At 49.5% G+C, this 22,571-nt stretch carries 21 protein-coding genes and 5 pseudogenes; 12 read left to right on the top strand and 14 right to left on the bottom strand.

The features are described 5' to 3' along the window. The first annotated feature begins 160 nt into the window (after positions 1 to 160). Positions 161 to 340 carry a hypothetical protein gene (locus SYMBAF_RS17235; RefSeq protein ID WP_152609079.1) on the top strand — a complete coding sequence of 60 codons (180 nt, stop codon included), beginning with the start codon at positions 161 to 163 and terminating at the stop codon, positions 338 to 340. 277 nt (positions 341 to 617) lie between these two features. Here the strand turns inward: SYMBAF_RS17235 and SYMBAF_RS17230 are convergent, their stop codons facing one another. The 8 genes from SYMBAF_RS17230 to SYMBAF_RS17205 all read right to left on the bottom strand — a co-directional run bounded on the left by SYMBAF_RS17230 (position 618) and on the right by SYMBAF_RS17205 (position 5,134). Then, positions 618 to 1,154, bottom strand: coding sequence for a stationary phase growth adaptation protein (locus SYMBAF_RS17230; protein WP_052447714.1), 537 nt, complete (start codon positions 1,152 to 1,154; stop codon positions 618 to 620). Between the two features lie 196 nt (positions 1,155 to 1,350). After that, a complete protein-coding gene (locus tag SYMBAF_RS17225) occupies positions 1,351 to 2,061 on the bottom strand; it encodes a tyrosine-type recombinase/integrase (protein WP_040264760.1) in 711 nt (236 codons plus the stop codon). 691 nt (positions 2,062 to 2,752) lie between these two features. Beyond that, on the bottom strand, positions 2,753 to 3,196 hold the full coding sequence (locus SYMBAF_RS17220) for a hypothetical protein (RefSeq protein ID WP_185899944.1): 444 nt from the start codon (positions 3,194 to 3,196) through the stop codon (positions 2,753 to 2,755). A gap of 11 nt (positions 3,197 to 3,207) precedes the next feature. Then, positions 3,208 to 3,552 carry a hypothetical protein gene (locus SYMBAF_RS17215; protein WP_040264762.1) on the bottom strand — a complete coding sequence of 115 codons (345 nt, stop codon included), beginning with the start codon at positions 3,550 to 3,552 and terminating at the stop codon, positions 3,208 to 3,210. Between the two features lie 170 nt (positions 3,553 to 3,722). After that, positions 3,723 to 3,788 (bottom strand): DUF7706 family protein, encoded by a 66-nt coding sequence (locus SYMBAF_RS18655; RefSeq protein ID WP_419789514.1) that lies wholly within the window; start codon positions 3,786 to 3,788, stop codon positions 3,723 to 3,725. Beyond that, positions 3,785 to 3,886 (bottom strand): hypothetical protein, encoded by a 102-nt coding sequence (locus tag SYMBAF_RS18725; RefSeq protein ID WP_473967809.1) that lies wholly within the window; start codon positions 3,884 to 3,886, stop codon positions 3,785 to 3,787. The genes SYMBAF_RS18655 and SYMBAF_RS18725 overlap by 4 nt, the downstream gene beginning before the upstream one ends. A 102-nt stretch (positions 3,887 to 3,988) precedes the next feature. Next, a complete protein-coding gene (locus SYMBAF_RS17210) occupies positions 3,989 to 4,282 on the bottom strand; it encodes a hypothetical protein (RefSeq protein ID WP_082026902.1) in 294 nt (97 codons plus the stop codon). Next, positions 4,283 to 5,134, bottom strand: a complete 852-nt coding sequence (locus tag SYMBAF_RS17205) for a ParA family protein (RefSeq protein WP_082026903.1) — start codon at positions 5,132 to 5,134, stop codon at positions 4,283 to 4,285. 752 nt (positions 5,135 to 5,886) lie between these two features. On the opposite strand from SYMBAF_RS17205, the gene SYMBAF_RS17200 reads away from it, so the two are divergent. The 7 genes and pseudogenes from SYMBAF_RS17200 (at position 5,887) to SYMBAF_RS17170 (ending at position 13,000) form a co-directional block, all read left to right on the top strand. Then, complete coding sequence (locus tag SYMBAF_RS17200; protein WP_040264763.1) at positions 5,887 to 6,789, top strand: IS110 family RNA-guided transposase; 903 nt, start codon at positions 5,887 to 5,889, stop codon at positions 6,787 to 6,789. A 693-nt stretch (positions 6,790 to 7,482) separates the two neighbouring features. After that, positions 7,483 to 8,043 (top strand): fimbrial protein, encoded by a 561-nt coding sequence (locus tag SYMBAF_RS17195; RefSeq protein WP_040264764.1) that lies wholly within the window; start codon positions 7,483 to 7,485, stop codon positions 8,041 to 8,043. Positions 8,044 to 8,200: 157 nt separating this feature from the next. Next, on the top strand, positions 8,201 to 8,443 hold the full coding sequence (locus SYMBAF_RS17190; RefSeq protein ID WP_152609081.1) for a hypothetical protein: 243 nt from the start codon (positions 8,201 to 8,203) through the stop codon (positions 8,441 to 8,443). Between the two features lie 33 nt (positions 8,444 to 8,476). Further along, positions 8,477 to 9,255 (top strand): annotated as a pseudogene (locus SYMBAF_RS17185) (fimbria/pilus outer membrane usher protein); the annotation flags it as partial. 100 nt (positions 9,256 to 9,355) lie between these two features. After that, entirely contained in the window at positions 9,356 to 10,090 is a 735-nt protein-coding gene (locus SYMBAF_RS17180; RefSeq protein WP_052447722.1) for a fimbria/pilus periplasmic chaperone, read from the top strand. Between the two features lie 553 nt (positions 10,091 to 10,643). Next, positions 10,644 to 11,627, top strand: coding sequence for a fimbrial protein (locus SYMBAF_RS17175; RefSeq protein ID WP_082026904.1), 984 nt, complete (start codon positions 10,644 to 10,646; stop codon positions 11,625 to 11,627). A 204-nt stretch (positions 11,628 to 11,831) separates the two neighbouring features. After that, positions 11,832 to 13,000 (top strand): IS3 family transposase gene (locus SYMBAF_RS17170; protein WP_152609001.1). Its coding sequence is split into 2 segments (ribosomal slippage): positions 11,832 to 12,081 and positions 12,081 to 13,000, totalling 1,170 coding nucleotides; the frame shifts between segments, so codons are not numbered across the junction. A gap of 7 nt (positions 13,001 to 13,007) precedes the next feature. Here the strand turns inward: SYMBAF_RS17170 and SYMBAF_RS17165 are convergent. Next, positions 13,008 to 13,442, bottom strand: a pseudogene (locus SYMBAF_RS17165) (ATP-binding protein); the annotation flags it as partial. A gap of 8 nt (positions 13,443 to 13,450) precedes the next feature. Further along, positions 13,451 to 14,464 (bottom strand): SIR2 family protein, encoded by a 1,014-nt coding sequence (locus tag SYMBAF_RS17160; RefSeq protein ID WP_040264769.1) that lies wholly within the window; start codon positions 14,462 to 14,464, stop codon positions 13,451 to 13,453. A gap of 514 nt (positions 14,465 to 14,978) precedes the next feature. Here SYMBAF_RS17160 and SYMBAF_RS17155 point away from each other — a divergent pair. Further along, a complete protein-coding gene (locus tag SYMBAF_RS17155; RefSeq protein WP_040264770.1) occupies positions 14,979 to 16,001 on the top strand; it encodes an IS110 family RNA-guided transposase in 1,023 nt (340 codons plus the stop codon). Positions 16,002 to 16,530: 529 nt separating this feature from the next. Here SYMBAF_RS17155 and SYMBAF_RS18645 read toward each other — a convergent pair. After that, a pseudogene (locus tag SYMBAF_RS18645) lies at positions 16,531 to 16,605 on the bottom strand (IS6 family transposase); the annotation flags it as partial. A gap of 327 nt (positions 16,606 to 16,932) precedes the next feature. On the opposite strand from SYMBAF_RS18645, the gene SYMBAF_RS17150 reads away from it, so the two are divergent. Next, the gene (locus SYMBAF_RS17150) at positions 16,933 to 17,451 is read left to right on the top strand and encodes a hypothetical protein (protein ID WP_040264772.1); all 519 of its coding nucleotides are present in this window, start codon (positions 16,933 to 16,935) and stop codon (positions 17,449 to 17,451) included. Positions 17,452 to 17,581: 130 nt separating this feature from the next. Here the strand turns inward: SYMBAF_RS17150 and SYMBAF_RS17145 are convergent. From SYMBAF_RS17145 to SYMBAF_RS17135, 3 genes and pseudogenes are all read right to left on the bottom strand, one after another. Further along, positions 17,582 to 17,755, bottom strand: a pseudogene (locus tag SYMBAF_RS17145) (IS6 family transposase); the annotation flags it as partial. Positions 17,756 to 17,768: 13 nt separating this feature from the next. Then, positions 17,769 to 18,460 (bottom strand): IS1 family transposase gene (locus tag SYMBAF_RS17140; RefSeq protein WP_152609084.1). Its coding sequence is split into 2 segments (ribosomal slippage): positions 17,769 to 18,214 and positions 18,214 to 18,460, totalling 693 coding nucleotides; the frame shifts between segments, so codons are not numbered across the junction. Between the two features lie 57 nt (positions 18,461 to 18,517). Further along, positions 18,518 to 19,051, bottom strand: a pseudogene (locus SYMBAF_RS17135) (IS6 family transposase); the annotation flags it as partial. Between the two features lie 156 nt (positions 19,052 to 19,207). Here SYMBAF_RS17135 and SYMBAF_RS17130 point away from each other — a divergent pair. Beyond that, a complete protein-coding gene (locus SYMBAF_RS17130; RefSeq protein WP_052447716.1) occupies positions 19,208 to 19,981 on the top strand; it encodes a fimbria/pilus periplasmic chaperone in 774 nt (257 codons plus the stop codon). Between the two features lie 12 nt (positions 19,982 to 19,993). Then, the gene (locus SYMBAF_RS17125) at positions 19,994 to 22,498 is read left to right on the top strand and encodes a fimbria/pilus outer membrane usher protein (RefSeq protein WP_040264777.1); all 2,505 of its coding nucleotides are present in this window, start codon (positions 19,994 to 19,996) and stop codon (positions 22,496 to 22,498) included. Positions 22,499 to 22,571 lie beyond the last annotated feature (73 nt).

Genomic DNA, 22,571 nt, shown 5'->3' with positions numbered 1-22,571 from the left:
AAAAACACCTCGCCATTCGAGGGGTGCAGGAGGGAGCCGGTACGGCTCCCGTTCCCTGCGGCCCGATGTCATGGCAGGCAGGCCCCGCCGCGTGTCAGGCCGACCGTGAAATACCGAGTCGGTGGCCGTATAACCGGCGAGGCTATGCCGCGAAAGCGGCTTGAAGGCGGGCTATGCCCGCCGCCACGCCCTCAGCGGGGGCTGCCAATATGTCATCGGGCAGCAGGTTTGGTTTTATGAAAAGCCCGGTGAACTTATTGACCGCCGTCAGGCGGCGAGGAAAGCGGAGCATAGCGATATCATTATCGTTCTCTGCTGGCTGGGCGTGATCTCTAATTAATGCATAACGTTATACACTCCTCCGGGCTCCGTCATTAGCTTTGTTGACAGAATTTTCTGGGTTTCCGGCGTATTTCCCCGCAGTACTACTGCCATGTCAGGTTTATTCGGTTGCAATAACGTATGAAGTCACTATAATATGGTCAAGGATGCAGCAGACTGGTTTATCCAGACATCCCGCTACCAACATAAGTTGGTCAGGCCAAGTCCGGTAAAGGCGTTTCTGAATACCAGAGTAGTTTTCTGGCGAGACCCACCTTAAGGTGGGTTTTGTTATATCAGGGGTGTGGTAACGGCTTACCAGCGAGCAAATTACGAGCAATAACAAAGAATCCCACCTTTCCGCCCCCGGGTTTGGCATCAACCGGATAGGCGCTGGTCACATGTATCCGGAGTTTTTTCCGTTCCCGGAATGCCCTGAAGGGTACGTGGTAATAGCAGCGCTCGCCCTCGTCATTCAATACATCGATCACCGCATAGCTGCCATAGCCGGCATGGATAATTCGCTGACGATCCAGCGACAGTATCATGTCTTTAAGGTAGCGTTGCGCCAGGCGGTAACGGTTTTTGCAGAACGGGCGCGACTCCTTAGGCGAGTGGTACATCAGCGCCATCTTCTTATCTTCGCTCTGTTCCGGGTAATCTTTGCAAAAACAGTGAAACGAGTAGGAGACGATAAATTTGTACACCCTGTCTGGCTTATCCTCGCAGTGGTGCGTGTAGAGCACCTCGTGGGCGTCAAGAAAGGAAAGATCCCAGGTGATCCCCTCCACATCGGTGAAAGGCCGCCATTTTTCCACCTCATCAATTTTCACGTTTGAATTTCTCCCAACATGACTCTCCTTGATAATCCCGATGCCCCGAAGCTGTAGCGAATGGCCGTCATGCTAGCACAGGCGGTGCAGATGTTCTTGCCCGGGCAATATTGTCGCACGGATCATCAACGCGATTGCTGGCGATAGTAATACAAATATGCGTTATTATGTATTTATAATGTAATACATGGATATTCTATTCTCGCATTAGCAGGTGCGTGTACTCGCGGTGATCCAGTGAGAACGTCACCCCCAACTGTGGTGCCACGTCCAACGCAAATACCTTCAAATACACCTCCGTGCTTTCATAGCGTTCATGGCCCATGTAGGTCTGCACCACTTTCGGTGGCACATGGTTGAAGAACAAGTGCATCGCAAAGCTGTGCCGCAGCGTCTTGGGATTGATGGCCGGCAGTGTAAATTCAATCCCCTCCTCCCTTGCTCTGTCGACTGCCTGCTGCAGCCACAACCAGGCGGTTTTCCGGCTGATGTCAAATAATGGGCGCCGACGGCCGGGCCTGAAGGTGGCCAAGAACCGGTGCAGCTGCTCGACGTAGTCAACATCGAGCAGTGGCACTATCCGGGCGATCTTTTCATCGGCCGATGGCCGTCCCCTGCCCCGTCGGCGTTGTTTCAACGTGCGCAATCGAACGCATGGGCGCGACCCCTCGAGCTGCAGATCCTCCGGCGTCAACGTCAGGGCTTCGGTAATGCGGGCACCGGTGTTCCACAACGTGGCATACAACATGCGCTGCCGCTCATCCGGCAGATAATGCAGTAGCACCGCCACCTCGGGTGCCAGCAGGTATTTGGGGAGGTAGGGCTGCAGCATCGCCATGCGCCGCAGCGTGAGGGCGGTCTCATACTGCGTCACGGCAACCGGCCGTTCGCTGCTGGTCATCAACATGGTTCCCCCTCACGATAATATCTTTTGTATTTCTTTTGTATTACATTAGTAATTCTGTTGAATTACATTATATGCAGATCACACAGGTCGAAAGCCACCGGTGCGCTGGGCACCGAAATTTTGCCTGTACCTGGCCAGTTGCCGATGATCGCATTCCCTTGGCGACGGATTTAATTGAATTACAGATGTATTACATCGGTGCACTGTGAAAAATCTACAGGGCAAATCCTCTGCCTGTTAAAAATTTTTCGCGTAGCGCAATCTTGCCGATGTGGTCTATTTTGACAGCCCAGGAGACCGGACGCCACGGGAATAAATCGCCGATGTGCCATTGGTGAGGTAACAAAAATCGAAATAATCGGAGGTTGTTACCACTCTATTTTGAGCAACCTGGGGCGAGCGGAGTGCAAAAAGTATCCTGCTATGTCGGCGCGTCAGGCTGGAACGGGCTTGCGGCTATCGGCGGTCGCAGGCATGCCGACGAAACACTCTGCCTGTTCGGTTACAGTCACTCGGTACGGATTCGTCGGCTGCTATTACGCTTCGCTTACCGGCAGAAAATTGAGATAAATAAGAAAAGAACTGACGGCCTGGAAAGACCACTGAATATAGCGGAGATAAGTAGACAGAAGGAACGATCCGTGGTGACGAATGAAATACTTGTGTATTACATTCATCAATTCGCCGACAGTCAGTTATTAAAGCGATGCCAGTTCGCATTACTCTTTTCCCACATGCCCATCAGGCTGTCCGTTTTACTCATTACCCAGGTTGAAAGTTTGTTAACTTCCTCTTCGGAAAAAGCACTTCCTTCCTCCTGTAATTTTTTTCCGTTATTAACGGATAAAACAAGAATTCCTCGTGGCTTCCTGAATATAATCGCGGGTGGGGCGTCAGGGTGAGGACAAATAACACAAATTGAACCCGGTAAATAAGGGGTATTAAGTTCATCGGTATTCAGTTCATTATTTTCTGATGCCGTGATGCAGAACAATCCGTTTTTCTCTAGTTGGCGCCGACCGTGTAGTTCGAAATCGTAGGGGACGTAAACATCCGGTTTCTCCATATACTCAACGGAAAGTATGCGGTCAGGTGGCAGTTTTCCTGTATTCACATACCAGGTGTCATGCTTCAACCTGGGACTTTTCATCCAACGTAATGACGCAGGAGCTGTCTGAATGAGTAAAACCCTTCCTGTTGTTTAAGCCATGTGGCATCCACGCTTAGGCGGATAAGCCGTTTGTTGTGTAATGAATGTACGGTATCTAATGCAAATTTCCCCACTGCTCTTATTGCGAAATCTTTGTCACTTTGGTTCAGTATTTCAGTTCCGTCGCTCAGGCCATGACCGTAAGGTAACGGCGAGGTGGTATACCAGCTATGACCGTAAAGCATTTTTCCGTCCGAAAGCTGAAGGTAACCCCTGTTTATTCCTTTCGACGTAAGAGTGCCGTGCAGCATTGTGATACCGGTGTAATGATACAGATTCATGCGTTCCTCAATTTGGCTAGAGTAGTGAAGGTACCAGAGCGATTGTTTTACGAAAAGTCTAATGCGGTGACCAGTATCGTTAGTCACTACAGCTTTACAACGGCGCAATGATTATGTAATCTACATGTAATACATAAAGATTACATATTGAGGCGATAAGCACTGTTGTTTTAACGAGGGCTGAATCCGGCCTCCGCCAACGCTTTCTGCAATCCAGATATAGCATCTTTAATCACCCAGGTTTCATCTTCATCGATAGTAGCTTCGCTCCCATTACCCCGATAGCGCAGGCCTGAATAACAGACCAGGCTAAGCGATTTACAAATTGTACCAATGCCAGTGCCTGATTCTGGGTTAATTCGGTGGTAACTGTAGCGATAATGGTCTTGCTTTCATTTATGTAATTCAAAAAGATTACTTATGTAATCCCCATGTATTACAAGTTTTCCTTAATCATTTCCAGTATCTTTTCCGGCCCTACTTCTTTGGCCAGATACAATGCGGCACGCAGCACAGTCGAGTCGGTGATGGTTTTGGTCGTAATATCCTGGATCTCATCGACCAGCGCGGTGCACATCATTTTCTCAGCCGGCGTCATGCGGATAGTTTTTGGGTTTTCGCTGGTCGTTCTGTTTCGGTTGACCTTCACATTGGAAAGACGCGTTTTCGCCTCTCCCGGGACGGGTTCTGGTTTGACCATAGCGGGGCGGGTGAGGGGGCCTTTAGCCATTTATGCAGCCTCTTTCGATAAGACAGTTTCAAGTTCACGCATCAGTGCGCGGTAATCGTTCAGGGCTAGGGACCCTTTGTTATAAAAGTAGAGTGGGACGCATGCCACCTGTGCCTGAGATATGTTCTCATCGGCCCGGATACGGGTTTGCAGGTAATTGTCTTGGGTTCGCTCGTTACTGGCCAACTGATCGTGAAGATAGGTGTTCATTTTCTTCTTGGTGCCATTGTACTCATTGCGGAACACGCTGAACTGGGTAAAGTGGGTTTCCCTGATTTCGTCCAGGTAGTCGAGTACGACATCCAAGCCAGTCAGGGCAAAGCTACCGCCATCGACGGGAATGAGCACATGATCTGCCATGAAGGCGGCGTTCGTGGTGGACAGGTTCAGTCCCGGTGAACAGTCGATCAGGATGTAGTCGAATTTAGCCATCACAGGCTGCAGATGACGGGACAGAATTTTTTCCCGGTGGTGACGGGTCAGGCAATTTTCCATCACGCGCTCAAACGACGGATCAGATGGGATGATGAAAAGGTTGTCGATCACATCTGATCCGCTGACGGCCGGAATGATGGCATCAAGAATGTTGAAGCGCGGGTTATTGTACAAATCGCAAATGGTGTGACCGTATTGCGCGTAGTATTTTTTGCCGTTGGCCATCACTTCTGTCGAGTTGGCTTGCTGGTCACCGTCGATAAGCAGTACGCGACGGCCAGCCTGAGCGAGCGTCATGGCGAGGTTAGTGATCGTGGAAGTTTTACCTGCACCGCCTTTGTTGTTCATGATGGCGATGATGCTGGCCAACGTATTGGCCAGGGGCGTGAGTAAGGATTGCATAGGGACTTCTGACATCGGGAACTCCTCTCTCAATGAAATACTATTGTATTACGTTTTGGCAACAGCGATCTATCGCCACACACGATTACTATAGCATTACAAATGTAATACACAAGTATTTTTATTGAATTGCTAGTGTATTCATTTGTGAAGATCAAATAGTTACCTCAGTTGAAAAATTACTATACGGTATATAGAGTTATGCAACTCTGTGACATTCCTCCCGTAAATGGGGTTCCGGTTGAATAGACCCGCCAGTTACCTGGACGGGCCCCTCCTCAGAACCGGAACCCAGATACGGTAGGAGAGGGCATCACCCTATCCTGGCTTGTCGTCATATCTGGTGTTCAATTGCGTTGGATTCACATTTTTCTATCGGAATGCGTCTAGGTTTTTCACTGTCCGGTATTTCCATTCGCAGGCCAACATTGCGATCACTCCAGTCGATGGCTGTACCGAGACTGTCACGTCCGGTTCCGTGGGAGCGCAGGGGGGAAGTTCCCTTGCGCGACCCGATAACCCCAAAATGCTCTACTTATAGAGATGGTAATAATGACAAAATTGAGCTTATAGACATTCTTGAAGGCATTGTTTCATTAGTCGATTGATCATGACCTACGTTGCATAGCGGTGTGTCAGTTAAGCTTCTGTGCAACGTTATTGTGCTCAAAAAACGAGCTTAACGAATGGAAGGGACTTCCCCTGGATATGCGCCTGATTAACTCTTGTGCAATCATGGGGTAAACATAGCCCCAGAGGGATTCGTTATGACCATTACCACTGTCGGTATCGATCTTGCTAAAAATGTGTTCGCTGTCCACTGCGTTGACCAGAATGGAAAAACTGTTTTGGTAAAACCCAGGGTATCACGTGCAGCACTTCCTGAACTGATTGCTGGTTTGCCACCCTGTGTTATCGGGATGGAAGTATGCTCCGGGGCGCATTACTGGGCAAGACTGTTTCGGCAGTATGGCCATAAACCTCGTCTGATGGCTACAAAGTTTGTATCTCCTTATCGCATGGCCGGTAAATCAGGGAAAAATGATGCGGCTGATGCCCAGGCTATCTGCGAAGCTGTCCGTCGTCCGCATATGCGGTTTGTGCCAGTAAAGGATGAGAGTCAGCAGACGATGCAATGGGTTGCTGAACAGAAGAATTCTTTGCCACTTCAGGTTCAGCAATGTGTTGATGATTTGCTGGAACACATTGATCGCATTGATGATAACATTACTGAATATGACCGAATTCTGTCCCGTATGGCAAAATCCGATCACCGCAGCCAGCCACTGATGGAACTGAAAGGGATTGGTCCCACAACGGCCTGTGCGCTGGTCGCCAGTATCGGTAATGCGCATGATTTTAAAAATGGGCGTCAACTGGCCGCCTGGCTGGGGCTTACACCATCGCAGTACAGTAGTGGCGGAAAATCAAAGCTTGGCAGGATAACGAAAGCGGGCGATTCATATCTGCGAACGCTTCTGGTTCAGGGTGCCCGTTCGGTTCTGATTAGCGCAGAGAAAAGGACTGACTCATTCAGCCGTTGGGTTTGTACGTTGGTTGAGCGCAGAGGATACTGGCGTGCTGTTGTGGCCATTGCCGCCAAAAATGCGAGGCTGTGCTGGGCATCATTGCATTACGGGGATGATTTCAGGCTGTACTCAGCCAGCTAAAGCACGAAACGGAATAACCATCTTACCTGCAACTCGTTGATGATAAAGGGTTAGACCCCGTGAGGTATATCTGAATATTGTACAGGATATACGTATCCGTTTAACGAACAAGAGCCTCACGCGCGTCTTTCATCAGGGCCCGAATCGATAACGATTCATCATGGCCGTTTATAGTACCGCAGTCTCTCCCCTTTATTTTTACTGAAGTGCAGACAAGAAACCGTAAACACCGGCGTTGACATGCCGGGGAAGCCCTTATAGTACAATAATTTTCGATATCCAAACTGACCCCTATGTATACCATAAATAAACTTTTATCGATTAATTTTGTTATTTTGATAGTAATTAACTATGGCCTTTCTCTTTATTAGCCTTGTTGATTCGTTTTTTTTTGCATAGAATGCACCGCGTATTTCGAGAAGCACGATAAAAATTAATATCGATAATAGGCAAATTAATTTGGCAGGGGTTTTATTTCTCCGCAGTCATATTATTTTTCCAGCCTTATGTAAATATATTAACACCCCATTATTTAATAAATGGGTCTATTTATAGTTCAAAATTTCACTCATAACGTATGGCTTTATATACAAATTTCCATGAGATGTTCATCGACCTTCTTGCTGGATCGGGGGAAGCTCGTCTTGTTTTCAAAATATTGCATTAATGTGTTTTATCAAGAGGAAAAGTTTAATGAAATTGAATAATCGCTCAGCCGCTGTAGTATTGGGTTTCGTATTAGCCAGCAGTGCTGCTTCTGCTGCTGATCCAGCTCCAGCTCCAGCTCCTGGTAGCCAGGGTCAGGGTACGGTGACCTTTAAAGGCTCTGTTATTGATTCACCTTGCTCTATCACCTCTGAAACAGCGAACCAGACTGTTGATATGGGCCAGATCTCAAATTCAGCGTTGAAGAAAGCTGGTAAGTCAACTCCGCGTCCTTTCTCTATCAAGCTGGAAAACTGCGATGTTTCTTCATTGACGAATAAAACCGTTACCGCCACCTTTACCGGCACCGCGTCTAAAGCACAGCCGACAAACCTGGCGTTAGTTGGCCAGGTATCTGGAGCAGCGCTGGTTATCACTAACGGCGATGGTGCCTCTGTCAGTCTGGGTAGCCCAACACAGCCAACCTCTGTTCATAATGGTAACAACACGCTTTCTTACGCTGCATACCTGCAAGGTGATTCTGAGAAGGTGGCTATAGTACCTGGTGATTTCTCTTCGGTTGCTAACTTCACTCTCGCCTACCAGTAAACCCAACAACATCGTGACAGGCGCGGCTGCGCGCCTGATTTACTGATATTTGCGGTTATCAAAGGAGAGGAAAAAGCGATGAGAACATGTCGTGTTGATATCTTCAGTTATGTTCTGACACCGTTAAAGCATGGCCAGCATAGGATATCCAAGTTTAGTGCCACTTCCGAGGGCTCGACCACAAACAACAGCCTGTTTGCAATATGCGGAGAGCAGAGCTGTAGGACTACAAATTGCTGATACCAATGGCAACCTCGCCGATCCCGGTCAGCCTTTGACCGTTGGCAAACTGCAACCCAGTGATGTAAATATTGAATACACGCTGTGCCTGGTCAACCATCGCCAGACGTTGCTTGCCAGCCCCTACGCTGGCATTATTCGATCCAAGTTGGGCTATTAATGATGAATGTCTATCGCTATTTTGCTGTACGCCCCCAATCTGCGCGGCTACGCGCCTAAGGTCTCCGGCGTGGCCAAAACCAATGCAAAAGTAACGGTAAGCCAGCAGGGGCGTGGAGCGACCAGTGGCTACTTTACCCATGACGGTGATATGGCACAGTTGATCGCGAATGCCAGCTACTAGAGTGGGCAGTACTCCTCGGTAGGGCTTGGCTTACAGGGGGGGATTACTGCGACGCCGCAGGGTGCCGTGAAGCATCGGATTAATGCGCTGGGAGGCACACGAATAATGGTGGATGCCGACGCGGAGTCAATGACGTTCCGATACGTGGCTATGGCGGTATTAGCCGCAGCAACCACTTCGGTAAAGCAGTTATCAGTGACGTGAACAGTTACTACCGTAACAGCCTCTCGGTGGATATCAATGCTCTGCCAGATAATGTTGATGCCACGCGTTCAGTGGTGCAGGCCACGCTCACTGAAGGTGCCGTTGGCTACCGCCGCTTTGGCGTGTTTTCTGGAGAGAAGGCGATAGCTACCATCAGGCTAACCGATGGATCCCCCCCCTTTGGTGCCACCGTGGTGAACAAAAAACACTACCAAACCGGGATTGTTAACGATAATGGTAGTGTGTGGATAATCGGTATTAAACCCGGAGAGACAATGCATGTACTTTGGGATGGTAAAACGCAGTGTGCCATTTCTTTGCCTGAACAGTTACCGCCGTTGACCAGCAACCTGCTGCTGCCGTGCAACTCAGCCCGAAGCAACGTGGCAGCGGATGCTGCTAAGGAAAAAGAGAATGGCCTGTAAGTGTCGGCCAGATAAAAGATTACGCGCGCCGGGTTAAGCCCCTTTTCCTGGTAAAAGCTAATGAGGTGATAAATTGAGCAAAACAGTGATAAAATTTTTGATGGCAGCGGCCATGGCGACTGCCGCCCTCCTTACGGGCGTACAGCAAGCCAGCGCGGCCATTGCTCTCGATCGCACCCGCATAATTTTCGGCGGCGAAAATCACTCTATTAGCCTGAATCTTAGCAATCAGAATAGAGAACTGCCCTATCTGGCGCAGGGATGGATTGAAGATGACAAAGGGAATAAAATTGAGTCTCCCCTGATGGTACTTCCCCCCCTGCAACGTGTGGAGCCGGGGGGAAAAAGCCAGGTAAAAATCCAAGCTACCTCGGCGATAAATGCGCTGCCGCAGGATCACGAATCCCTGTTTTACTTCAATCTGCGCGAAATTCCACCACGCAGTGAAAAACCTAATATGCTGCAAATTGCACTACAGACTCGCATCAAGCTGTTCTTCAGACCAGCCAAACTGCAAGCGGGCCAGAATGGTTACAGTGGCCTTTGGCAGCAAAAGCTGACGCTGACGCGGGAAGGCGATAAGTATCGTATAACTAACCCAACACCCTACTTCGTCACAATTGTCGCGGCACAAACCGCTCAGAGCAGGGAAGATATCGCTAGCTTTAATCCGCTGATGATTGCTCCACAGAGTTCAGCGCTGCTTAACCTGAGTGCGAAAGCCCTCGGCAGCAGCCCGGTGCTCACCTATATCAACGATTTTGGCGGGCGTCCGAAGCTGATATTTAACTGCAACGCAGCTACCTGTAGCGTGAAAGAGAACCTGCCAGGCTAAGTAGAACGCTGGCTGAGGTTGCCGGATAGTTAACGGGCAACACAGATGGGATGTGGGCACCAGCCCACGGTGCCATTGCGGAGGAGAGAACGATGGCAGCACGTTAGTCGCCTTTCAGCTTTATCTGCGTCACTGTGTAATGGTGGGAGAAAGTCTGCAGAACCTCCTATTGGGTATGAGATCCCCAGCAGCCGGTGGTGACGCTAAGAACCTATCCCATCTGGCCTTGGGCAAGTACCATCCTCATGGACTTCGTGTACGCTGCGGTTGTTGCGCGCTGTCCTGGTCTAGACTGGCAGAAACAGGGATAGGCACTAAGTTTTATTGGCAATAACGACCTGCAAAAAACGGAGCTGATGTAACTCAACTGTGTCTCCGGCATCGTACTGCGTATACTGGACGGTCAGAGCCGTGATGTCATCCAGGGGGGAACCGCAGGACTCCCAGTTTTACCCTGTGAAATGCGCAACTGACCTACTACACCGTGCCACCCCGGCAACACCGAACGCCAGGGATACTGGGCGGTCATTAATTTCAGACCGAGCTATGAGTAATGGAAAAACCGATGCGATTTATCCGATTAACGATACGTATTACCCCCAGCCTTATCGCTACTGCTTTATTATTCTTTTTCAACTTTGATACATCGGCATATCTTTGCCACAATAAGCAGACTGGAAAAACCATTATAGAGGGAGATTCATCGGTCACCGTGCCAATAAGCCGAACTGTTACGCCTGGCGAACAGGTGGTTATTGATGTTGGGAAGTATTACGAGTGTAAAAACACTGATCCGCGTGAATACAGCGACTATATGGATACCCAGGACAATGCCTCGTCTACCAATCTGCCTCCCGAATTTGAAACCGGGGCCTATATTAACGGCGGAAAATACAGTTTCCCGTTACCCAAGGTAAACGTCCTTACCCTGCCGAAAGGGGGCGATAGCAACTACCATATTGTCCCGATACAGGTGTTTTATACGATGAAAGAAGACCCTGGCCAGATGGTGAAAATCAGCAAAGGAGAAACGTTGGCTATCCTGAAGTTGCATAAATACGCCACCACAACCGGCGGCCCGAGAGATCTACATGACTTCACTTGGAATATTATCGCCGATAATGATGCTGTCCTTACCTCGGGAAGCTGCGAAATCAACAATGGCCGCAATATTGATGTTGATTTTGGCCGTGTCAACAGATGGTCGCTGATCAGCGACAGTTCTGACAGCCAGTTCAGAAGGCAGGTGGACGTCCCTTATAACTGTACGAACCCGGTATCAATGTCGATCGCTATTACGCTTTCGGCTGACAGAGCCACATTCTCCAATGATGCGATTAAAACCTCCAATGACAATCTTGGTGTACAGATGTTCGAGAATGGCCAGTTGGTGAAACCGGGGGATTCAGTACATACGCAACTGGTCAAGGGTATCGGCAGCAGCCAGTTTGAGTTTGTACTGATTAAAAATGCTAACAGTACGGTAAACACCGGCGATTTTACTGGCAGAGCGGTGCTGGTGATGAGTGCGGATTAGATCTTTTGGGGCGGGCTAACGTTTAGCATCAATGAAAGTACACCGAGCCCGGCACGCTGGGTGGTGGTCAGCGGTCTGTCAGTGGTCTGACAGTTCATGGTAAGGAAATTGGATCCGTTTATTTCCTTTATGTGTAGTGGCACACTGAATTTGGCCACCTGAACAGAGGTGATATGCTCACCTCAGGACATTACAGGTGCTTCAATGAAAAAAAGAAATTTCAGTGCAGAGTTCAAACGCGAATCCGCTCAACTGGTCGTTGACCAGAACTACACCGTGGCAGATGCAGCCAGTGCTATGGATGTCGGCCTTTCCACAATGACGCGATGGGTGAAGCAGTTGCGTGATGAGCGGCAGGGAAAAATACCTAAAGCCTCTCCCATTACTCCTGAACAAATTGAAATACGTGAGCTGAGGAAAAAAATACAACGTATTGAAATGGAAAACGAAATATTAAAAAAGGCTACCGCGCTCTTGATGTCAGACTCCCTGAACAGTTCTCGATAATCGGGAAACTCAGAGCGCATTATCCGGTGGTCACACTCTGCCACGTGTTCGGGGTTCATCGCAGCAGCTACAAATACTGGAAAAACCGTCCTGAAAAACCAGATGGCAGACGAGCTGTATTACGCAGCCAGGTACTGGAACTGCATAGCGTCAGCCATGGCTCTGCTGGCGCAAGGAGTATCGCAACTATGGCAACCATGAAGGGCTTCAGGATGGGACGATGGCTCGCCGGCAGGCTCATGAAAGAGCTGGGGCTGGTCAGTTGTCAACAGCCCACTCATCGGTATAAATGCGGTGGCCTTGAACACATCGCTATCCCGAATCACCTTGAGCGGCAGTTCGCAGTGACAGAGCCTAATCAGGTGTGGTGTGGCGATGTGACCTATATCTGGACAGGCAGGCGCTGGGCCTACCTCGCCGTTGTTCTCGACCTGTTCGCGAGAAAACCGGTGGGCTGGGCAATGTCGTTCTCACCGGACAGCAGGCTGACCATCAAAGCGCTGGAGATGGCGTGGGAGGCCCGGGGAAAACCAGCCGGAGTGATGTTCCACAGCGATCAGGGCAGCCATTACACAAGCAGACAGTTCCGGCAGTCACTGTGGAGGTATCGGATCAGACAGAGTATGAGTCGGCGTGGAAACTGCTGGGATAATAGCCCAATGGAGCGCTTCTTCAGGAGTCTGAAGAACGAATGGGTACCGGTGACGGGTTACATAAACTTCAGCGATGCAGCCCACGCAATAACGGACTATATCGTTGGGTATTACAGCGCGCTCAGGCCGCATGAATATAACGGTGGGTTACCACCAAACGAATCGGAAAACCGATACTGGAAAAACTCTAACGCGGTGGCCAGTTTTAGTTGACCACTACACCCAGCGTCAGAGCGTTGCCATCGGCTGAGACGCTGGAGAGCGTACTCATGAAGTTGGTAAGGTTTTTCCCCTCTAGCGAAAAACAATTCGCATCGATTTCTGGAACGCTTTCCAGAGTGCGGCGAAATACATTTTTTCTTTCTCCGTCACGATCCAACATCGTCCCAATAAGGGCGATTTTGCACAGATTGAGTTCTGAAGTCTGTTCGCTAATACCATCGTTGGCGATGTCCTCGATGCCACGCTTGCGGGTCACCTGAGTGATAAGACCGATGAGATGCTGTCCAGGTCTGCTGCTTTGGAGCACGGCCAGATGGTTGACTTGCAACCTTTTGAGCTGCTCGACATTTTCCACGTCCACGATAACGTTTGTTGTATCAACGGAAGCCACCTTTCCAAGCGCGTCTTCATCCCGAAAATTAAAAATCGGCATCTCTTCTCCTACATGATGAGTGACAGATAACTCTCAAGACTCCATATGTTTTTTTCAACGATCAGTCGAGTCTTATCCAAAGAGGAGTAGACGAAGGACTGCTCATCTATTTCTCCCCGTTCGATTGCCAGGTAATTCTGCGCCTTGCCATCAAGGATGAGCTCTTTTGCAGCGTTTGATAGTGCATAGGTGATAATCGTGATAGGGGTATTCTGACGAATACATTTGGCCATGATGTTTGGCTGAATATGCTCGTCATTGAAGCCGTAGCCAATGCACAGGAAGGAATTGGCAGCTTTGATGGCCAAATCGGCATTGTCAATAGTCGAGCGATATGGTTCTAAATGTGTTGTTTGATATTTCTGAGTGCCCGGGGTCACGATTTCCGGCCTATAGTTAGCCGGTATCCCTTCAATATTTGAAAGGGCGACGATGTCTTCAAGGGGCGATTTAAACCAGTCCAGAGAACCGTGAACCTTCCAGATATTGACCCTGCGTGCAGACTTGATTCCATCCGGTGCAGCACGTTGCCGAAAAAATCCGTGTGAGAAGCCCGTATAATGATGGACCCCCTCCTGATCGCAGGCATATTCTGCCAGCCTGTCATAATTCGTAGTGACGATATTTATTTGGGGGAGGCTTGTTTTAAACATGTGGTTCAGCAGGCGACTCAGCGGAAACATTGCTTTGTTCTGAAGGCTATAGTGGAAGACTCGAATGTCTTCAAAACTGATGAGCGTCCAGGTTGCTGTGATAATTCTTGAGGTCAACTCTTCAGTAACAGCCACCTGATGCAGCGCAGATTCCAGATCAACACCGTCTAATAAGACCTGACAGAATTTATCCCAAGCCAAAATATCGGAAGCAGACAAGCCCGAAGTGTCGGTATTTGCCACCAAATACGTCGCAAGCATACCCATTCCAGGCATGCCATGGGCAGCTGATGCTCCACTGCCTAGGATAATGAGAGGAGCCTTACCATAGTAGTCTTGAGCCTGCTTTTGATAATCAACCCTTGGCATCGAAAACTCCTAATTTTGTGTCGTGATCATCATAGTCACCGTCCGCACATATGTACTTCGCGGGGTTGTACCGCTGCAAATCCCCACAAAATTCTGCTAAAGAAAAGTATAGATAGGATCAGCGGGAGCATTAGCGCAGAAACTTACGGTTTGGGTAACGACCGAGTAACTGCGATAACTGCCAACCATTGGCGCTACTAAAACGAGGATTTGTGAGAACCTAAACTGCGTCTCTGTTCATATTGTAATATCAACATGTTACGATACTCAAAATCCATTCTCAAAACAAAATTCTCAATTGTCTCGGCCTGCATGAGTTTTGATAGAAAAGATACCGCAACCCTCTTATCGGGGGTATACCAGGCCAGCAATAGCGCGAAACCGTAAATCTTTGTTCAAATGCTACCGCTGGTCCAGATAATAGCCTTAACGAATGGAAGGGACTTCCCCTGGATATGCGCCTGATTAACTCTTGTGCAATCATGGGGTAAACATAGCTCCAGAGGGATTCGTTATGACCATTACCACTGTCGGTATCGATCTTGCTAAAAATGTGTTCGCTGTCCACTGCGTTGACCAGAATGGAAAAACTGTTTTGGTAAAACCCAGGGTATCGCGTGCAGCACTTCCTGAACTGATTGCTGGTTTGCCACCCTGTGTTATCGGGATGGAAGCTTGCTCCGGGGCGCATTACTGGGCAAGACTGTTTCAGCAGTATGGCCATAAACCCCGTCTGATGGCTGCAAAGTTTGTATCTCCTTATCGCATGGCCGGTAAATCAGGGAAAAATGATGCGGCTGATGCCCAGGCTATCTGCGAGGCTGTCCGTCGTCCGCATATGCGGTTTGTGCCAGTAAAGGATGAGAGTCAGCAGGCGATGCAATGTCTCCACCGTACCCGACAAGGTTTTATCGAGGAAAAAACAGCAACATATAACCGATTAAGAGGATTGATATCTGAATTCGGCGTCATTGCCCCACAAAGTACAGATGCCCTGCGCCACATGGTTGCTGAACAGAAGAATTCTTTGCCACTTCAGGTTCAGCAATGTGTTGATGATTTGCTGGAACACATTGATCGCATTGATGATAACATTACTGAATATGACCGAATTCTGTCCCGTATGGCAAAATCCGATCACCGCAGCCAGCCACTGATGGAACTGAAAGGGATTGGTCCCACAACGGCCTGTGCGCTGGTCGCCAGTATCGGTAATGCGCATGATTTTAAAAATGGGCGTCAACTGGCCGCCTGGCTGGGGCTTACACCATCGCAGTACAGTAGTGGCGGAAAATCAAAGCTTGGCAGGATAACGAAAGCGGGCGATTCATATCTGCGAACGCTTCTGGTTCAGGGTGCCCGTTCGGTTCTGATTAGCGCAGAGAAAAGGACTGACTCATTCAGCCGTTGGGTTTGTACGTTGGTTGAGCGCAGAGGATACTGGCGTGCTGTTGTGGCCATTGCCGCCAAAAATGCGAGGCTGTGCTGGGCATCATTGCATTACGGGGATGATTTCAGGCTGTACTCAGCCAGCTAAAGCACGAAACGGAATAACCATCTTACCTGCAACTCGTTGATGATAAAGGGTTAGACCCCGTGAGGTATATCTGAATATTGTACAGGATATACGTATCCGTTTAACGAACAAGAGCCTCACGCGCGTCTTTCATCAGGGCCCGAATCGATAACGATTCATCATGGCCGTTTATAGTACCGCAGTCTCTCCCCTTTATTTTTACTGAAGTGCAGACAAGAAACCGTAAACACCGGCGTTGACATGCCGGGGAAGCCCTTATAGTACAATAATTTTCGATATCCAAACTGACCCCTATGTATACCATAAATAAACTTTTATCGATTAATTTTGTTATTTTGATAGTAATTAACTATGGCCTTTCTCTTTATTAGCCTTGTTGATTCGTTTTTTTTTGCATAGAATGCACCGCGTATTTCGAGAAGCACGATAAAAATTAATATCGATAATAAGCAAATTAATTTGGCAGGGGTTTTATTTGGCTCTGTCGCACTAGAGACATGAAGTTGGCTAAAGTTGCGTTGTTGGTTATTTAGGCGGCCAGCAAATAGAATTGTTCTGCGGGTGACAACCCCTCACTTTGTGGGTGTTGATATTGCCCTTTCTTCGAGGTTTCGCAGACTCAGTGCATAGGCGAGGTATCAGCGGACACACTGAACCATAATATCGACGGGATAATGCAGGCGACTGAAAGCGTTTCGAATGAGAGACACGGGCAGGTAATAACATCAAAAAACAACATTTTATCTAACAACGCCTTAATGCGATAGAGCCACCTAGGTGGGAATGATTGCGATGGTGCTAAGTGATGGATTTTACTTAAAGGCGGATAGTATAATGTCATGTTGAAACAATTTCTTTTGTGATTAAATAAACGCATTTCTTTGGTATTGGGATTTTTTGTTATCTTTTAAATAAAGAGGGGGTTATCATAATGAATTTACGTAAATTAGCTTTAACTACTATTTTTATTGGCGCAGGGTTTGCAGATATAGTGCATGCTGGATCCTTGGTTGGCGATGCATCCACAGCATCCGATGATGCTGTTTTCAATAGTCCAACTCAGGTGGCCAATAAATTGAGTGCGGTGAGCGACCTGGTTGCCGGTAACGTAGCACCTCACACTACTATTGCTACAGGTTCAATCGGAAGTGTGGATGGCAGTGTTCATCGTTATGCCATAAGACTTGCAAGCGGTGTTTCTCGTGCGCTGGAAACAGGGGAGGGGGGGGTGTATGAGCTTACTGGCAATAATAATACTTCTAATAAGTTAACAGTTTCGTTGAATTTAGATGTAGGATCCGATTGGGAACGTATAAATGGCAATGGGTTCATGGTAACACAAAACGCGATTGCATCAACAATTTACCGGATAAATACATACAGCAAACAGGATTACGTTAATGCTGATGTTTACACCATTCAGTCGGAAGCATATGTTTATAATGAGTGATTTTGGGGCACTGTTGCAAAGTTCATGATGAGGTGCCTTTTGTCTTATTGGGGTCAGTTTGGAGATCGGAAATTTTTGGGCTCTGTCGCATTAGAGACATGAAGTTGGCCAAAGTTGCGTTGTTGGTTATTTAGGCAGCCAGCAAATGGAATTGTTTCGCGGGTGACAATCCCTCACTTTGCGGGTGTTGATATTGCCTTTTTCGTATCATGTTACTCAGTTCGATGCCGGTCAGGATCGTCTGTGCCCGTCGAAACGATTTGAATCCCAGCATCGGCCATATCCGACGTTTGATATTTCGGTAATGTATCCAATTATTAGAACATGTGTTTTTCGATAAACGCTCCGATCACTTTTTCGTGGATCTCAACTGAGCGTGAGAAGCAGATTGTTTTACGAGCCAACCGCTTAATGCGGGTGCGGAGCGTCAGGTTATTACGCTCAATGCGTTGGGTGAATATTTTGCCGGTCAGATGCTTATCCTTCGGCACCTCGCGGCCATAGCTGCCCCAGTCGTCGCTGGTGATCATGCCGATGTTGAATGGTGTAAGCAGTGCCAGTAGCTCCCGGCAGGTTTCATCGGTTCGGGGACCAAAAGTGTAGGCCAGTACACCGCCTGTTTTGGTGTTGTACGCGTACCAGAGCCAGTGCTGCCGGGCTTTACTGCCAACGAAGCTCCATTGCTCATCAAGTTCGCAGATAAGCGCCACATCAGCATTGGCAACAGACGAAGACGTTATTCGCTTTGGCGCGAGTTTTTTAAAGTCCGGATGACGGTGTTAATGCCAATTTTCAGTGTCCTGGTGGTATCGCGAACCCCGGCACCATTGAAGGCCATTTCAGTGATCTGCTCTTTAATACCCGGCTTACGTGCTTCATAAGCATAAGTGAGCTGAAACACACGGTGGCAGTCACGGCAGCGAAATCTGTCATGGCCTTTAGGGTTCTGACCATGGCGGTAAACCTGAGCAGACTGACAACGGGGACAATGAACGTTAACGCTGGCCATGAGATAACCTCAAAAGCCCGTATTATACATCAGATTCAACTAATTAGAGGCATCACCGATATTTCGGTGATCTTGCTCAATCAGGTTGTTCAGGTACTTACTTTGCCTGACGGTAATCGCTTCCTCATCGGGTTTGTCGGCGTTGAGCGTGGCCAAAGCTGCAGTGTTAGCACCACTTTTATCGATAGTGACAACTTCGGGTTCGCCGTGATGGCGAATAGCCTTGCGAAAGAAGCGCAATGCGGCTGCAGAGTCCCGTTTGGCAGTCAGCAAAAAGTCGATTGTCTGGCCTGCAGTATCCACCGCGCGGTAGAGATATTTCCACTGGCCTTTGACTTTGATGTAGGTTTCATCCATTCGCCACCGCCGACCTGCGGTGCGCTTGTGTTGGCGAAAAACCTTATCCAGTAGCGGTACCAGGCGGATAACCCAACGATGCAACGTGGAATGGTCAACGACAATACCGCGCTCCGCCATCATCTCTTCGAGGTTTCGCAGACTCAGTGCATAGGCGAGGTACCAGCGGACACACTGAGCCATAATATCGACGGGATAATGCAGGCGACTGAAAGCGTTTCGAATGAGAGACATGGGCAGGTAATAATATCAAAAAACAACATTTTATCTAACAACGCCTTAATGCGACAGAGCCGTCTAATATTATACGGAGAGATAGTTTATCGGGGAGGGGAAGTTCCATACGCCAGCCTTAATTTCATTAACATTTTAATTAATAAAGGTTAAGTGATGTATTTTTTTTCAAAAAAAATGGTTACTATTACAATTCTACTAAGCATGAACATTATAGCTATACCGTTATATTCTATGGCTTATTCTCTTACGCCAAACACAAAAGAATTTACGCTAAAGTTGGGTACCTCGCGAGTTATTTATCACGCCAACTCCAGTGGTGCAATGCTGTCCGTCATTAATGAGCAGGACTATCCCATTCTGGTTCAGGGCAAAGTCTATGCCGAAGATAAAAAATCGACCACCCCTTTTATTGTCACTCCTCCTCTGTTCCGGCTGGAGGCCGGACAGCAGAGCCGTATGCGCATCATCCATACTGGCGGCGCGGATGTTTTAGACCGCGAGAGCCTGCAGTGGCTCTGCGTTGCCGGAATACCCCCCAAAGACGTCGACGTCTGGGCAAAAGATGAAAAAAACAATAATTCCAGACCCTCCACCCCAGTTACTGTCAATCTGGGTGTTAGCGTGCATAGCTGCATCAAGCTGCTCGTTCGCCCCAGTGGTGTGAAAGGCATGCCGACTGATGTGGCGGCTGACCTAACCTGGAGGCGGCGGGGAAATAAAATTTCTGTGCACAACAGCTCGCCGTTTTACATGAATCTGTTGTCCGTTACCGTTGGGGGAAAACCTGTAAACGACCTGGATTATGTTGCTCCCTTTGCTGAACGCAGCTTTACCCTGCCGGAAGGGGCATCAGGAAAAGTTGAATGGAAAATCATTACTGATGTCGGTGGTGAAAGCCGGGTGTTCCAGTCGTCCGCTTCCGTCTGATAGTGAATCACGATGCGCTTCTGGATTTCTTTCATAGCTCTGACTGTATGGTCAGCCTTGCTACCGGTCTGTGCGGTAGCAAAAAACTACGTTTTTGATGCCAGCCAGTTGGGAGAAAATGTCAGCAATGCCGATATCGCGTTGTTTAATCAGGGCAGGCAGTTGCCAGGCACCTATACCGTTGATGTGTTGGTTAACCGCGAGCATGTTGGCTCGGAGAATATTGTTTTTCGTTCGCGTGAAACAGAACAGGGAAAGAGCGGGCTGGAAGCCTGCCTGAGTGTGGAACAACTGTCCCGCTATGGCGTGAAGGTGGAAGACCATCCCGGCCTAACGGGTACCCCGGACGAAAACTGTGCCGACTTATCGGCCATTCCGCAAGCGCAGGTAGAGTTTCAGTTCAGTAGTCAGCAACTGCTGCTGAGCATTCCGCAAGTGGCCATGCGCCCGATAGTATGGGGGATAGCCCCGGAGTCGCTCTGGGATGATGGGTTGCCAGCGTTTCTGATGAATTATCGGTTCAGCAATACACAGACTGAGTACAAGGGGAACTACCGCAGTCGTAATAGCAGTCAGTATGTACAGCTTGAACCGGGTGCAAACATCGGCCCATGGCGGCTGAGGAATAACACGGCTTGGCACAAGAGTCAGGGGCAACCTGTCCGGTGGCAGAAGTCTTACACCTATGCTGAGCGGGGGCTCAATCGGCTGAAAAGCCGACTGACGCTTGGGGAGCAATTTACTCCCTCAAACGTTTTTGACAGCTTCCCCTTCCGTGGCGTGATGCTGCATTCTGATGACACCATGGTGGCAGCGAGTATGCGGGCTTTTGCGCCCGTGGTGCGCGGTATTGCCCGGACGCATGCCCGGGTTGAGGTAAAGCAGAACGGTTACACTCTTTATAATGCTGTGGTTGCCCCGGGTGCTTTTGCGCTGACTGACCTTTCTGCGAGCAATTCGGGTGGGGAACTTGAGGTCACAGTCTGGGAAACCGACGGCAAACCACAGGTGTTTACCGTTCCCTGGCAGACGCCCGCCATTGCCTTAAAGACTGGCTATCTCAGCTATAGCGTGATGGTAGGGCAGTATCGGTCATCCCACAGTGAGGGGGAGGCACCTGCGGTGGGGCAGGTGACGGTGATGTATGGTCTGCCCCGGAGCCTGACGGCGTATGGCGGACTCCAGGCCACCGAAAACTACCGCGCCGTGACGACAGGCCTGGGGGCATCGCTGGGACGTTGGGGCGCCCTGTCGCTTGACGGCACACAATCTGACCAAAAAAGAAACGATAGTAAAAATGAGACAGGTGCCTCATGGCGGCTGCGCTACAGCAATTCCGTTGAGACCACGAACAGTGCGTTTACGCTGGAGAGCTACCAATATTCCTCTGCCGGGTATAATACGCTGTCTGATGTGCTGGATGTTTATCACAGCGGACGGAATGACAACCAGCGTGAGCGCAGCAAAAGCCTCAGTACTGTTACCCTCAGCCAGTCGCTGGGCGACGCGGGATATATCGGCCTGAACGGCAGCCGGGAAACTTACCGGAACCACAGTGGCCACAAGGATTCATGGGGAGGCAGCTACGGCACCACAATTAAAAACGTCTCCCTGTCGCTGAACTGGACACAGAGTCACAGTCGCCACGGTGAACAGCAGAGAAACAATAGTCTTTTCAGCATCAGCGCCAGCGTGCCGCTGGACTGGTGGCTAGGTGGCAATACGCGGGCAAACTATCAGATGACGTCACCGTCTTCAGGTGGCAGTACTCAGCAGGTGGGGCTGAGCGGACAGGCGTTTGATCGGCAGCTTAACTGGAACGTCAGCCAGAGCTGGCGTTCCGTTAAGAACAGCAGTAACCACAGTACCGGTATGGCGCGTCTAGGTTGGAGTGGCAACTGCGGTCAGCTGAGCGGCAGCTACAGCTACAGCGATACCTCTAGCCAGACGGGTATGGATGCTGCGGGCGGGATAATTATCAGCAGCGAGGGCATGACACTGGCGCAACCGCTGGATATGAACAACGGCGTGGCACTGGTTGCCGCCCCCGGTGCCTCCGGCGTGCCGGTGAACGGTTGGCCCGGGGTGAAAACGGATTACCGGGGGTATACCACCCTATCCTATCTCATCCCGTATCAGCAAAATACGGTCAGCTTGGACCCGACGAGGCTGCCTGCGGATGCGGAAATCACCCAGACGGACGTGAAGGTTATCCCGACGAAAGGGGCCGTCACGCGGGCGGCATTTGCCACGCATGTAGGCGGGCGCGCACTGATTTCACTGAAACGCCCGGACGGTCAGGTGCTTTCCTTTGGTGCGCTGGCCACGCTGAGTAGTAAGGACGGCGGAACCAGCGGTGTCGTGGGTGACGGCGGGCAGGTTTACCTGACCGGGCTGCCGGATGCTGGGCAACTGATGGTCCAGTGGGGAGAGGGGCAGCAGTGCCGTGCGGACTACCTCCTTCCGGGAGTGAAGGCAGAGGCCGGACTTTATATGACGGAGGCGGTGTGCCGCTGAACTCGGTCATACCACGGCTTTGTTGAATAAATCGGATTTAGGGGTTATCGGGTCGCGCAAGGGAACTTCCCCC

The sequence above is a fragment of the Serratia symbiotica genome (assembly GCF_000821185.2).
Taxonomy (GTDB): domain Bacteria; phylum Pseudomonadota; class Gammaproteobacteria; order Enterobacterales; family Enterobacteriaceae; genus Serratia; species Serratia symbiotica.
Note: the sequence above shows the minus strand (reverse complement) of the source record. Positions and strands in the feature narration are given on the sequence as shown.

Coding starts and splice junctions, on each gene's coding strand:
- SYMBAF_RS17225 (WP_040264760.1), bottom strand. CDS start 2,061: ATGTTGATGACCAGCAGCGAACGGCCGGTTGCCGTGACGCAGTATGAG.
- SYMBAF_RS17215 (WP_040264762.1), bottom strand. CDS start 3,552: ATGAATCTGTATCATTACACCGGTATCACAATGCTGCACGGCACTCTT.
- SYMBAF_RS17210 (WP_082026902.1), bottom strand. CDS start 4,282: ATGGCTAAAGGCCCCCTCACCCGCCCCGCTATGGTCAAACCAGAACCC.
- SYMBAF_RS17205 (WP_082026903.1), bottom strand. CDS start 5,134: ATGTCAGAAGTCCCTATGCAATCCTTACTCACGCCCCTGGCCAATACG.
- SYMBAF_RS17200 (WP_040264763.1), top strand. CDS start 5,887: ATGACCATTACCACTGTCGGTATCGATCTTGCTAAAAATGTGTTCGCT.
- SYMBAF_RS17195 (WP_040264764.1), top strand. CDS start 7,483: ATGAAATTGAATAATCGCTCAGCCGCTGTAGTATTGGGTTTCGTATTA.
- SYMBAF_RS17180 (WP_052447722.1), top strand. CDS start 9,356: ATGGCAGCGGCCATGGCGACTGCCGCCCTCCTTACGGGCGTACAGCAA.
- SYMBAF_RS17175 (WP_082026904.1), top strand. CDS start 10,644: ATGGAAAAACCGATGCGATTTATCCGATTAACGATACGTATTACCCCC.
- SYMBAF_RS17160 (WP_040264769.1), bottom strand. CDS start 14,464: ATGCCAAGGGTTGATTATCAAAAGCAGGCTCAAGACTACTATGGTAAG.
- SYMBAF_RS17155 (WP_040264770.1), top strand. CDS start 14,979: ATGACCATTACCACTGTCGGTATCGATCTTGCTAAAAATGTGTTCGCT.
- SYMBAF_RS17150 (WP_040264772.1), top strand. CDS start 16,933: ATGAATTTACGTAAATTAGCTTTAACTACTATTTTTATTGGCGCAGGG.
- SYMBAF_RS17130 (WP_052447716.1), top strand. CDS start 19,208: ATGTATTTTTTTTCAAAAAAAATGGTTACTATTACAATTCTACTAAGC.
- SYMBAF_RS17125 (WP_040264777.1), top strand. CDS start 19,994: ATGCGCTTCTGGATTTCTTTCATAGCTCTGACTGTATGGTCAGCCTTG.